Below are 12614 nucleotides of genomic sequence, written 5' to 3'. Positions count from 1 at the left end.
ATGCCTCGGCCCCCTCATCAACGAAGATCCCCCCATGCCCCACCCATCCCCCCGAACCACCCTCCTCCTGCCCCTCCCCTCCGCTCTCCTCCTCACCCTCGTCACCCTCCACTGGTCCCCCCTCCTCACCCTGGACGAGGACATCGCCCGCACCACCCACCGCTGGGCCGTCAGGGATCGGGGGCTCACCCAGATCTTCCGGGTGCTGACCGACTGGGTCTGGGACCCGGTGACGATGCGGTTGCTCTGTGCCGGGGTTGCGCTGTGGCTGGTGTGGAGGAGGGCGGCCTGGTGGACGGCGTTGTGGCTGCTCGCCACCTGCGCCGTCGCGGCCGTGGTGCAGCAGGCCGTGAAGGCGGGGGTCGCGCGGCCGCGGCCGGTGTGGCCGGACCCCGTGGACAGTGCGCGGTTCGCCGCGTTCCCGTCCGGTCATGCCATGACGGCCACCGTGGTGTGCGGGTTGCTGCTGTGGCTGATCCGCACATACGGGGTGCGCGGGGCCCGTTGGTACGGCGCGGTCGCCGTGGCCCTCGTCTCCGTGCTCGGCGTCGGCCTCACCCGCGTCTGGCTCGGGGTGCACTGGTTCTCGGACGTGATCGGGGGCTGGCTGTTCGGGGCGTCGGTGGTGGCATGCGCCGTACTGATCCATGAGCGCGCGAGTAGGGTCCGCGCATGACCACTGTGCTGTTCGACTTCTCGGGCACGCTGTGCCGGATCGAGTCCACCGAGTCCTGGCTGCGCGCCACCCTCGCGGCGACCGGCGTCAGGATGGAGGAGCCCCGACTCATCGAAGCGGCAGCCGCGTTGGAGAGCGCGGGCGCGCTGCCCGGCGGCGCCGAACCGACCGCCGTCCCGGCGGGGTTGGCCGGCGCCTGGGCCGAGCGGGATCTCGACGCCGCGTCGCACCGAGCGGCGTACACCGGCCTGTCCCGGCAGGTGCCGTTGCCCGAACAGGCCCTCCACGACGCGCTGTACGACCGCATCATGACCCCCGCCGCATGGACCCCGTACCCCGACGCGGCCCGAGTCCTCGCGGAGTTGCGGCAGCGCGGAACCGCGGTCGGCGTCGTCAGCAACATCGGCTGGGACCTGCGGCCAGTGTTCCGGGAGCACGGGCTGGACCAGTACGTGGACGCGTACGTGCTGTCCTGCGAGCACGACGCACGGAAGCCCGACCCCCGGCTCTTCCGCATCGCCTGCGCGGAGTTGGGGGCGGAGCCCGAGCGCACGCTGATGGTCGGGGACAGCAGGACCGCCGACGGCGGCGCCGCCGCGCTCGGTTGCCGGGTGCACTTCGTGGACCATCTGCCGGCGCACGAACGCCCGGACGCACTGCTGCCGGTGCTGGACCTGCTGGACGACGCGGAACTGCCGTCCGTCTGAGGCGCTCCCCCGCGGCGCTCAGACGAACGGCAGCCCTGAGAAGGCCCCGCGCGATGCGGTGCCTCACGCCGTGAGTATAGTTGGCTGACAGCCAGTCAACGCAGGAGTTCGACAATGTCCCCGCGCAGCGCCTCGGTCAATGAAGAGCTGCGGCGGCGTTCGCGCGAGCGCCTCCTCCAGGCGGCGGTCGAACTGGTGGACGAGCGCGGGTTCGAGGCGACCACCCTGGGCGACATCGCGGACCGCGCCGGATCGGCGCGCGGACTGGTCTCGTACTACTTCACCGGCAAGCGCCAGCTCGTCCAGTCCGCCGTGCACCGGCTGATGCACCGCACGCTGGAGGAGGCGCTGGAGCGGGAGCCGCGTACCGAGGACGGGCGGGAGCGGCTGGCCCGTGCCATCGACGCGATCCTGGGCCTCGCGCGGGAGCATCCGGTGCTCATGCGCCAGCACATGGCGGGCCTGCTGCACGAGGAGGGCTTCGTGCAGTGCCCGGAGCAGCGGCGCCTCTCCGAACTCCTCGGCGACACGGTCGCCCGCAGCGGCGCGGAGGACGTCACCTCCGGCTATCCGATGCTCCGGGCGCTGCTGATGGGCGCGGTGTACGCGGCGCTCGTACCGGGCGTGCCGATGCCGGTCCCCGTCCTGCGCGCGGAGCTGTTCGAGCGGTACGGACTCGACGGCGAGCTGGGCCTGCCACCGGGCGACGGCACGGGCGCCGAGCCGGGCCGGGGCGACCTCTCCCGCTTCTTCGCGACGGAGCAGCAGCCGGACGGCCGGGGCGAGTAGCCCGCCCCCCTGCCGACCCCGCCGCGCGGTGCCATGCTGGAGCCGTCAGGGCTGTCTCCCGATGCCCACGGGGTGAGGAGTACGCCGTGCTGCGGGTCGCCGTCGTCGGCTCCGGACCGAGCGGGTGCTACACCGCGCAGAATCTGGTGGAGCGCCACCCCGACGTGCACGTGGACGTGCTGGACCGGCTGCCGGCCCCGTTCGGGCTGGTGCGTTACGGCGTGGCGCCGGACCACGAGAAGATCAAGTCGCTCCAGGGCAGCCTCCGTACGGTGCTGGAGCACGACCGGGTCCGGTTCCTGGGCGGGGTCGGCGTGGGCGGCCCGGACGGGGTGCCGGTGGAGCGGCTGCGGGAGCTGTACCACGCGGTGGTGTACTGCGTGGGCGCGGCGGCGGGCCGTCCGCTGGGCATTCCGGGCGAGGAGCTGCCGGGGAGCTGGTCGGCGTCGGACTTCGTGTCCTGGTACAGCGCCCATCCGGACGCGGCCGACGAGGGTTTCCTGCGCGATGTGCGCTCGGCCGTGGTCATCGGGGTCGGCAATGTGGCCGTCGACGTGACGCGGATGCTGATGCGCGGCGCGGCCGAGCTGCACGGGACGGACATGCCGCAGGCGGCGCTGGAGACGCTGACCGGGGGCGGGGTCGGCGAGGTGTGGATGGCCGGGCGGCGCGGCCCCACGCAGGCGCGGTTCACCACCAAGGAGCTGCGGGAGCTGGGGCATCTGCCGGGCGTCGGCGTCTCGGTCGACCCGGCGGAGCTGGCGCTGGACCCCGGCTTCGCGGACCTCTCCGCACTGCCGGCCGCCCAGCGCCGTAACGCCGAGGTGCTGCGCGACTGGGCCGCCGCCTCTCCGCCGGACACCGGGCGGACGATCCACCTGCGGTTCTTCCAGCGCCCCGTGGAGGTGCTGGAGGCGGACGGCCGGGTGGGCGGGGTCCGCTTCGAGCGCACCGAGCCGGACGGGCAGGGCGGCGTGCGGGGCACGGGTGCGTTCGAGGACGTCCCGGCGCAGTTGGTGCTCCGCTCGGTGGGGTACCGGGGGATGCCGCCGGAGGGGCTGCCGTCCGACCCGGTGACCGGGACGGTGCCGCATCTGGCGGGGCGGGTGCTGAGCGACGGCGTACCGGTGCCCGGCGAGTACGTGGCCGGGTGGATCAAGCGCGGCCCGACCGGGGTGATCGGCAGCAACCGCTCCTGCGCCAAGGAGACGGTGACCTCCCTGCTGGAGGACGCCCCCGTGCTGGAGTCCCGCGAGGTGCCCGGGGACCCGCTTCCGGGGCTGCGGGCGGCGGGCGCCGACCCGGTGGCGTGGCCGGGCTGGCTGGCCATCGAGCGGGCCGAGGCGGAGCTGGGCGCGAGCCTGGGCCGGAACACGGTCAAGCTGTCCGACTGGGACGCGCTGTGGGCGGCGGCCCGGTCGGAGTAGCGCGGCGGAGGGTGTCTCCACGGTTCACGTGGGCATGACACACAGCGGCAACGCACCGGAAATCAACAAATTGTTCAAGGCCCCTACGGTCTCGTGCTGTCCGGTTGCCGCTCACCGCCCGCCGCTCAGGAGGCCCCATGGCCACGACCGCCGAAGTGCACCCCGTCGACGAGATACCCCCGGTACGGCAGCTCGCGGCCTTCGGGCTCCAGCATGTGCTGGCCATGTACGCGGGCGCCGTCGCCGTCCCGCTGATCGTGGGCGGCGCCATGCGGCTCTCCCCCGCCGACCTGGCGTATCTGATCACCGCCGACCTGCTGGTGTGCGGGGTGGCGACGCTGATCCAGTGCGTCGGCTTCTGGCGGTTCGGGGTAAGGCTGCCGATCATGCAGGGGTGCACCTTCGCGGCCGTCTCGCCGATGGTGCTGATCGGTACGACGGGCGGCGGGCTGCCCGCGATCTACGGCTCGGTGATCGTGGCGGGGCTGGCGATCGTGCTGCTGGCGCCGGTCTTCGGCCGGCTGCTGCGGTTCTTCCCGCCGCTGGTCACCGGGACCGTCATCCTGATCATCGGGGTCTCCCTGCTGCCGGTCGCGGGCAACTGGGCGGCCGGCGGGGCGGGCGCGAAGGACTTCGGGGCGCCGCGGAACCTGGCGCTGGCCGCGTTCGTCCTGCTGGTGGTGCTGGCCGTGCAGCGCTTCGCGCCGCCCTTCCTGGCGCGGGTGGCCGTGCTGACCGGCATCGTGGTGGGTCTGGCCGTCGCGGTGCCGTTCGGCTTCACGGACTTCGGCGGGGTCGCGGACGCGGACTGGGTCGGGATCAGCACGCCCTTCCACTTCGGGGCGCCGGAGTTCCGGGTGTCCGCGATCGTGTCCATGCTGGTGGTGGCGCTGGTGACGATGACGGAGACCACCGGTGACCTCATCGCCGTGGGCGAGCTGACCGGCCGCGAGGTCGAGCCGCGCTCGCTGGCGGACGGGCTGCGCGCGGACGGGCTGTCGACCGTGCTGGGCGGGGTCTTCAACACCTTCCCGTACACGGCGTACGCGCAGAACGTGGGCCTGGTCGGCATGACGCGGGTCCGCAGCCGCTGGGTGGTCGCCGCCGCGGGCGCCCTCCTCGTCCTCCTCGGGCTGCTGCCCAAGCTGGGCGCCGTCGTGGCCGCCGTACCGGCGCCGGTGCTCGGCGGGGCGGGGCTGGTCATGTTCGGCACGGTCGCGGCGAGCGGCCTGCGCACCCTGGCCCGCGTGGACTTCCGGGACAACCACAACCTCACCGTCGTGGCGGTCTCGGTCGCCGTCGGCATGCTGCCGGTGGGCGTGCCGACGGTGTACGCCAAGTTCCCGGACTGGTTCCAGACGGTGATGAACAGCGGGATCAGCGCGGGGTGCCTGACGGCGATCGTGCTGAACCTGCTGTTCAACCACCTGCCCGGCCGGCAGGCCGAGGAGGCGCCCGCGCCCGTACCGGCCGAGGAACGCGTCTAGGCCGGTTCCTCCGTCGGCACCAGTCCCGCGACGATCTCCTCCAGCCGGGGCAGCGTCCGCTGAGCCGCCAGGGCGGCGGCGATGGCAAGGGCGACGCCTGCCCAGGCCACCGGGCCGAGCGGGGTGCAGCCGACCAGGTGGCTGACGGCGGGGGTCTGGATGACCGCCACCAAGGCCGCGGCGGAGCCGAGGGCGGTGACGCGGACCAGGTTGCTGTCCCGGCGGTCGAGGAGGGTCTGGGCGAGCTGAGTGCCGACGACGCCGCACAGGGCCATGGTGCTGGCGCGGCGGGCGGTGCCGGGGGTGAAGCGGCCGATGAGCCACGCCGTGAGGGCGCCCAGCGCGGTGGTCAGGGCGCGGTGCCGAATCTGCCGGATCAGCGGGGTGCCGAGGACCCCGCCCGCCGCGTCCTCCGGGGAGGCGGTGCGGCTGCGTACCTCGGTGTCGTCGCCGCCCTTCGGGGTCACCGCCACCGCCATGGCCGGGAAGAGGTCGGTGAAGAGGTTGACCAGCAGCATCTGCCGGGTGGACAGCGGGGCGGTGCCGGAGAGCAGGGTGCCGAGGATGCCGAAGCCGACCTCGCCCGCGTTGCCGCCGATGAGGATGGCGATGGCGTCCGCGACGCTGTGCCACAGCGAACGCCCCTCGCCGATGGCGTCGATGAGGACGGTCAGGTCGTCGTCGGTGAGGACGATGTCGGCGGCGTTGCGCGCGGCGGCCGAGCCCCGCGCGCTGATGCCGACGCCGATGTCGGCGGCCCGGATCGCGGCGGCGTCGTTGGCGCCGTCGCCGACCATGCCGACCACCCGGCCGGCATCCCGCAGCGCCTCCACGACCTGGAGTTTCTGCTCGGGGGCGACGCGGGCGACGACCCCGGCGTCCCGCAGCATCCGGGCGCGGGTGCGCCGGTCGGCGGCGGCCAGCTCGTCGCCGGTGACCACCTCGGTGTCCTCGGGCCAGCCCAGTTCCCGGGCGATGGCACGCGCGGTCTGCGGGTGGTCGCCGGTGAGCATGACGGGCCGTACGCCCTCCTCGTAGAGGCCGCGCACCAGCGCCTCGGAGGTCTCGCGGGGTACGTCGGACAGGGCGAGCAGCCCGGTGAACTCCAGCCCGTGCAGCGGACCTTGGAGGGCGTCGGACTCCGACTCCCCCTCGTCCAGCCGTCGCATGGCCACCGCGAGGACGCGCAGTCCGGCACCGGCTAGGGAGTGGGCGGAGTCGTGGGCGCGGTCGGAGAGGTCCGCGCAGCCGGGCAGTACGGTCTCGGGGGCTCCCTTGACGACCAGGGTGCGGGGGCCGTCGCCGTCGCGGCCCACGGCGGCGGCGTATCCCCGCGCGGCCTCGAAGGCGAGGCCGCGGAGCTGGGTCCAGCCGGGGTCGGGGGCGGCCGCGTCGATGACGGCCTCGTCGGTGGCGTGCACCGGGCGCCCGGAGCCGCCGTTGACGCGCGGGCAGGCCCGTGCGGCACGGCGCAGGGTGGCGGCGGGGCCCGGCTCGCCCGCGTCGCCGGCGGCCCATTCGGCGCCCTCGGCGTCGGAGACCCGGACGACCCGGAGCCGGTTCTCGGTGAGGGTGCCGGTCTTGTCGAAGCAGAAGGTGTCGACCCGGCCCAGCGCCTCCAGGGTGCGCGGGGTGCGGACCAGGACGCCGTCGCGGCTGAGCCGGCGGGCGGCGGCGAGCTGGGCGACGGTGGCGACCAGCGGCAGCCCCTCGGGCACGGCGGCGACCGCGACGGCCACACCACCGCTGACGGCCTCGCGCACCGGCGTACCGCGCAGCAGGGCGAGCCCGGTCACGGCCGCGCCACCGGCGAGGGTCAACGGCAGTGCCTTGCGGGTGAGTTCCTGGAGCCGGGCCTGCACCCCGGCGGCCGGGGGCGTGCGGGCGGCGAGGTGGACGGCGCGGGCGGCCTCGGTGCGCTCGCCGGTGTCGACGACGACGGCGTACGCGGTGCCGGCGACGACGGTGGTGCCCTCGAAGACCATGCAGCGCCGGTCGGCGACGGCGGCGTGCGGGGTGGCCCCGACGTGCTTGTGCACGGGCAGGGACTCGCCCGTCAGCGCGGACTCGTCCACCTCCAGGCCGTCCTGCCGGAGCAGCCGGGCGTCGGCGGGGACCACGTCGTCGCCCTTCAGCTCGATCACGTCGCCGGGCAGCAGTTGCCCGGCGTCCACGGTGCGGGTGCCGCCCGCGGGCGCCTCCTCGGGCGGGGGCGCGACCCGTGCCTTGCGCTGCTGCTCGGCGTGCAGCCCGGACAGCGCTCGCTCGGCGCGCAGCCGCTGGACCCCGCCGACCAGGGCGTTCAGGTCGAGGGCGCCGACGACGAGCAGGGCGTCCACGACCGAGCCGAGGATCGCGGAGGCGGCGGAGCCGACGGCCAGCACCGGGGTGAGCGGGTCGTCCAGTTCGCCGCGTACCGCCCGGCCGAGCTGCCAGGTGAAGCGGGCCGGGGCGAGGGCGGGGACGCGGGCGATCCGGCCGGCCGTCTTGCGGGCGCCGGTGGCGGCCCGCTCCAGCACGCCCGGCTCGGGAGGTGCCTCGCGGTCCAGGCGTTCCACCGCCTCGTCGGGGTCCAGTTCGTGCCAGCGCACGCGGGCGCGCGGGTGCGGGGCGGAGACGGCGGCCACCCTGAGCGCGGCCCAGACGCCGTACGCCAGCGCGGTGAGCGCGCCGGTGTCGACGGGGGCGTGCCGCAGTCCGGGCAGGACCGAGCGGCGCCCCCGGCCGCGCCGGGCCTCGCCGATGGCCACCAGCAGCCCGGAGAGCGCGGCACCGGAGCGGGCCAGGACCTGGCCCCGGCTGCCGACGGTGCGGGCGGCCGGGATCGCGGTGAGCAGCCGCCACACGTCGGGCAGGCCGTGCGGGGCGAGGATGTCGGCGCCCCAGATGACGGCACCCTCCAGGTCGGTGAGCGCGACGGCGATGTCGGCTGCGTCGAGTCCGGCCAGGACGTCGCCCTCCTCCAGGGCGCGCGGCCGGGCGACCGTGATGACGACGCGTTCCTCGCCGGCCGCCCCGTCCTCGGCGTCCTCGGCGTCCAGTTCCCCGCGCAGGGCGTGTACGACGTCGTCCAACGGCCTTCTGGCGTCGACCACTTGGTCCGCGAGGCCGGTGAAGTCCTCCAGCGCCGGGTCGTCGACGAGGACGACGCGCAGCCGGGCGCGGCGGGCCGCGTCGAGCACGGCCTCGGTCCACGGGTCGGGGAGCCCCTCGTCGGTGCGCAGCGCGCTCGAGTGCAGCAGCAGGGTCCCGGCCATCTCCAGTTGTCTGAGCCGTTCCGGGTCGCGGACCAGCACGTCGGCGCGGGCGAGGGCGGTGCCGAGTACGGCGTGGAAGGCGGCCGGAGCGTACCGGGCGGCCTTGGGCGAGCCGGAGAGGGCGGCCTCGGCGGCCGAGCTCAGGTCCCGCTTGACCAGCAGCGCGGCCAGCGCGCCGAGCACACTGCCCGCCGAGGCGTGGGCGGCGTACACCTGGGCCGGGGACTCCCGCAGCGGGGGGCGCGGGCAGCCGGTGGGGGCGACGCTGAGGCGCTCGGGGCCGCACAGTTCGTCGTGCAGGGAGTCGAAGGCGGCGGCGCGGGCCACGGTCTCGGTGAGCTGGAGGGTGCGCAGTGTGCCGTCGAGGACGAGCGAGGTGGGCGTCTGTCCGGCGGCGTGCACGAGCGCGTTGGCACTGGCCAGCAGGAGGTCCATGCGGGAGGCGCCGATCCGGCCGCGCAGCAGGGCTCGGACGCGGGGGTTCTCCCGCAGCAGGGTGACGCAGGCGGTGACCGCGCGGGGCGTGGGGGGCAGCCGCAGCAGGTAGCCGGTGAGGGCGGCGCCGATGCCGATCAGGTCGACGCCGAGGGTGGTGGCGGCGGCGCGTACGCCGGCCGGGTCGGCGGGGTGGTCGTACTCCTCGGGGTCGCCGCCGGCCACGAGGAGCCCGTCGCTGAGAGCGAGTTCGGCGGCGCGGTCCACGACCCGGTCGCCGGCGGCGTCCTCGGCCAGGGTCACGACCAGGCGGGCGAGGCCGTCGTCCCAGTAGGCGAGGAGCACGTCGGGCCGCTCTGCGAGGGCCGCCGCGATCCGGCGGGCCAGGTGGGCGCGGCCGCCCGCGCCCCGGACCCGGTCGGGTTCGGCGGTGCGCAGCGGGAGGTGGACGCGGGCGCCGGAGCGCCAGTGGGCGGGGCCGCCGGGCAGCGCGGTGCGGGCGACCCGGGTCACGCGTACGGCCGCGTCCGCGCCGCGTACGCCCGCCCGTGCGGTGCCCGCCGCGGCGCCGGCCGCCGCGCCGATCAGGGGGGCGGCGGCCTCCGCGAGGAGGCGGGGCAGGCGGGCGGCGGCGGAGGGTGCGGTGAGGAGGTTGAGGACCATCGGGGCCGTCAGAGGCTGGTGCGTTCGGGGCGGGCGGTGGGCCCGAGATGGCCGGTGGCGCCCTTGGGCTGCTTGCCGGACTTCTTGCCGTGCTTCTTGTGCGGCTCCGGGTGCGCGGGCTCGGTGTCCGTCGCCTTCACCGGGCCGGGGGCGTCGTGGTGCCCGGTCCGCAGGGCCGCCTCGCCCACCTCGGCCTCGCTCGCGGGAGCGGTCTCCTCGACCACGACCTCCGTGGTCTCGGCCACCGGGGTCACGAGCGGCGGGCGGGGCTGGGTCAGCCAGGCGATGGCGGCCCCGGTCAGCGCCACGGGCCACTCCACCACTCCGGCGACGCCGAGCACGCCCGCCCCGGTGTACACGGCGAGGCGCCGCCCACGGGGCGAGACCACGCCGATCACGTCCAGCGTGTCCTGGGCGGCCTTGTTGACCATCGACGCGCCGGGCACCTTGCTCAGGAGGGAGGCGGCGCCGCGCAGGGGCGCGGTGAGGACCGACGACGACGTGTGCTCAGCCATGACTCTCCTCGGACGAGATCGCCTGCCGTGCCCCTCCCGGTGCCCGTGAGCACGCGCACGCTGGTCACCCCCTCCACTCCCAGGAGACGCCAACCGCCGGGCCCGCGCCACTCGGCCGGAACCGCTCCCTAGGACGAGGCCAGCTCCCGCTGATATCCGCCGTAGGCCGTCCGGAGCGCCTCGCCGGGCCAGTCGGCGGGGAGCAGGGGGGCGGGCAGCACCGGGTCGGTGAGCAGATGGCGTACGACGGCCGCGTAGGCGGTGAGGCGGTCGGCCGGGTGCCGGGCGCCGGTGGCCCGGCCGAGGAGGGTACGCGCCTCGGCCGCCCAGGCGTCCAGAGGCCACAGCCGGGCCACGAGTTCGGCGGCGGGTTCGTCGGGGCGGGCGGTGTACGTCAGGGCCACCCCGGTCAGCTCGTCGGGCAGCGGGCGGGCGAGGTTGGCGGGGCGCAGCCAGACGCCCTCACGGAGTTCGGCCAGGCGCAGCGCGGTCAGCCGGGCGCGCAGGTCGGCACGCTCGGCCGGGCCGCGTCCGGTCGCCGTGATCACGACCATCTCCCAGTCGCCGTCCCACGCGCGGGTGCGAGGCCGTACGGCCTCGTCCTGGCGGCGCTGGCGGGCCAGCAGGCGGTCGCTGAGCCCGTACACGGCGTCGGTGCGGCGGAGGTCGCCCGCGGCCACCATCCGGCTGAGCGCGGCCCGCAGCGTGGAGCCGCCCACGCCGAACGGCTCGACCAGCCGCACCAGTTCGCGTACCGGCAGCCGGGGCGTATGCGCGCCGAGCAGCAGGCTGAGCACGACCGACCGCGCGGACAACGGCCTGGTCACCGGCTCGGCCGACGGGTTGATGCGCATGGGGACGTACTGTACGTGCGCCGATCCGTGTTGCGTCATTGCTACAATCGTACAGAGAGTGCAACATGGCCGTATGGTCCCGATGCCCGAGCAGTCGCCGCCGTTCGCCACCCACGACGTCACCAACCAGCCGCCGCCACTGGCTCCCTACGACGCGTCCGCCGACGCCGCCCTGCTGGAGGGGCTGCGCCGGGAGGGGGCCGGGTGGGCCGAGGAGGACGTCCGGCGGCTCGGGCTGCGGGCGGGCGGGGCCGAGGCGCAGGAGTGGGGCGAGCTGGCCAACCGGCACGAGCCGGAGCTGCGCACCCACGACCGGTACGGCAACCGCGTCGACGAGGTCGAGTTCCACCCGAGCTGGCACCACCTGATGCGCACCGCCGTCGCCGAGGGCCTGGCGGGCACGCCCTGGGCACAGGACCGTCCCGGCGCGCACGTGGCACGAACGGCGGGCGGCCTGGTCTGGGGCCACACCGAGGCGGGACACGGCTGCCCGACCTCGATGACGTACGCCGCCGTCCCGGCCCTGCGCGCCCAGCCGGAGCTGGCCAAGGTGTACGAACCCCTGCTCACCAGCCGGGAGTACGAGCCGGGGCTGCGGGTGCCCACCGAGAAGCGGGGGCTGCTCGCCGGGATGGGCATGACCGAGAAGCAGGGCGGCTCCGACGTCCGCACCAACACCACCGCGGCCACGCCGACGGACGAGCCCGGCGTGTACACGCTGCGCGGGCACAAGTGGTTCACCTCGGCGCCGATGTGCGACGTGTTCCTGGTGCTGGCGCAGGCTCCGGGCGGGCTCTCCTGCTTCCTGGTGCCGCGAGTCCTGCCGGACGGCACCCGCAACACCTTCCGCATCCAGCGCCTCAAGGACAAGCTCGGCAACCGCTCCAACGCGTCCTCCGAGCCGGAGTTCGACCGTACGGTGGCGTGGCTGGTCGGGCCGGAGGGGCGTGGGGTGAAGACCATCATCGAGATGGTCAACTGCACCCGGCTGGACTGTGTGATGTCCTCGGCGACCCTGATGCGCAAGACCCTGGTCGAGGCGGGCCACCACGCCCGCCACCGCAGCGCCTTCGGCGCCCGCCTGCTCGACCAGCCCCTGATGCGGAACGTCCTCGCGGACCTGGCGCTGGAGTCCGAGGCGGCAACGGCCCTGACCCTCCGGCTCGCGGGCGCGGCGGACCGGGCGGTACGCGGCGACGAGGGCGAGCGGGCGTTCCGCCGCATCGCCACCGCCGTCGGCAAGTACTGGGTCACCAAGCGCGGCCCCGCCTTCACCGCCGAGGCCCTCGAATGCCTCGGCGGCAACGGCTACGTCGAGGACTCCGGCATGCCCCGCCACTACCGCGAGGCCCCCCTCCTCTCCATCTGGGAGGGCTCCGGCAACGTCAACGCCCTCGACGTCCTCCGGGCGTTGGGCCGGTCCCCCAGGAGCGCGGAGTCGTTCTTCGCCGAGCTGACTCTCGCGCGCGGCGCGAACGCGCACCTGGACGCGACGGTGACATCGCTGAAGCGGGAACTGGCGGAGGCGGACCAGGTGAGCGCGCGGCGAGTGGTGGAACGGATGGCCCTGGCCCTTCAGGCGTCGCTGTTGGTCCGCCATGCTCCGACGCCGGCGGCGGACGCTTTCTGCGCGACGCGGCTGGGGGGCGACTGGGGCCACTCCTTCGGAACGCTGCCTTCGGGGGCCGACCTGGGTGCGATCTTGGAGCGGGCGCTGCCGGCCTGAGCGCGCGCAGTTCGCCGGGGCGGGTGCTTGCGTTGCCGGGGCGCGCAGGTCTGCCTGGGGTGAGGGGTGTCCGACTGG

9 protein-coding genes are annotated in these 12614 nt (G+C 75.2%); 6 read left to right on the top strand and 3 right to left on the bottom strand.

Annotated features, from left to right (window positions below; genetic code table 11):
* Positions 1-34: 34 nt before the first annotated feature.
* The 5 genes from ACZ3HQ_RS21025 (at position 35) to ACZ3HQ_RS21005 (ending at position 5086) form a co-directional block, all read left to right on the top strand.
* Positions 35-676, top strand: coding sequence for a phosphatase PAP2 family protein (locus ACZ3HQ_RS21025; RefSeq protein WP_467512997.1), 642 nt, complete (start codon positions 35-37; stop codon positions 674-676).
* A complete protein-coding gene (locus ACZ3HQ_RS21020) occupies positions 673-1383 on the top strand; it encodes an HAD family hydrolase (RefSeq protein WP_467512995.1) in 711 nt (236 codons plus the stop codon). The genes ACZ3HQ_RS21025 and ACZ3HQ_RS21020 overlap by 4 nt, the downstream gene beginning before the upstream one ends.
* A 114-nt stretch (positions 1384-1497) precedes the next feature.
* Positions 1498-2172, top strand: coding sequence for a TetR/AcrR family transcriptional regulator (locus ACZ3HQ_RS21015; protein ID WP_467512993.1), 675 nt, complete (start codon positions 1498-1500; stop codon positions 2170-2172).
* A gap of 86 nt (positions 2173-2258) precedes the next feature.
* A complete protein-coding gene (locus tag ACZ3HQ_RS21010) occupies positions 2259-3599 on the top strand; it encodes an NAD(P)-binding protein (protein ID WP_467512991.1) in 1341 nt (446 codons plus the stop codon).
* Positions 3600-3736: 137 nt separating this feature from the next.
* The gene (locus ACZ3HQ_RS21005; protein WP_467512989.1) at positions 3737-5086 is read left to right on the top strand and encodes a nucleobase:cation symporter-2 family protein; all 1350 of its coding nucleotides are present in this window, start codon (positions 3737-3739) and stop codon (positions 5084-5086) included.
* Here ACZ3HQ_RS21005 and ACZ3HQ_RS21000 read toward each other — a convergent pair.
* The 3 genes from ACZ3HQ_RS21000 to ACZ3HQ_RS20990 form a co-directional block, all read right to left on the bottom strand.
* Positions 5083-9441, bottom strand: coding sequence for an HAD-IC family P-type ATPase (locus tag ACZ3HQ_RS21000; protein ID WP_467512987.1), 4359 nt, complete (start codon positions 9439-9441; stop codon positions 5083-5085). The two genes, ACZ3HQ_RS21005 and ACZ3HQ_RS21000, sit on opposite strands and share 4 nt — an antisense overlap.
* An 8-nt stretch (positions 9442-9449) precedes the next feature.
* Entirely contained in the window at positions 9450-9956 is a 507-nt protein-coding gene (locus ACZ3HQ_RS20995) for a hypothetical protein (protein WP_467512985.1), read from the bottom strand.
* 128 nt (positions 9957-10084) lie between these two features.
* On the bottom strand, positions 10085-10810 hold the full coding sequence (locus ACZ3HQ_RS20990; protein WP_467512983.1) for a PaaX family transcriptional regulator C-terminal domain-containing protein: 726 nt from the start codon (positions 10808-10810) through the stop codon (positions 10085-10087).
* Between the two features lie 73 nt (positions 10811-10883).
* On the opposite strand from ACZ3HQ_RS20990, the gene ACZ3HQ_RS20985 reads away from it, so the two are divergent.
* The gene (locus ACZ3HQ_RS20985; RefSeq protein WP_467512981.1) at positions 10884-12536 is read left to right on the top strand and encodes a DNA alkylation response protein; all 1653 of its coding nucleotides are present in this window, start codon (positions 10884-10886) and stop codon (positions 12534-12536) included.
* Positions 12537-12614 lie beyond the last annotated feature (78 nt).

The organism is Streptomyces sp. NPDC018263, assembly GCF_055562575.1.
Note: the sequence above shows the minus strand (reverse complement) of the source record. Positions and strands in the feature narration are given on the sequence as shown.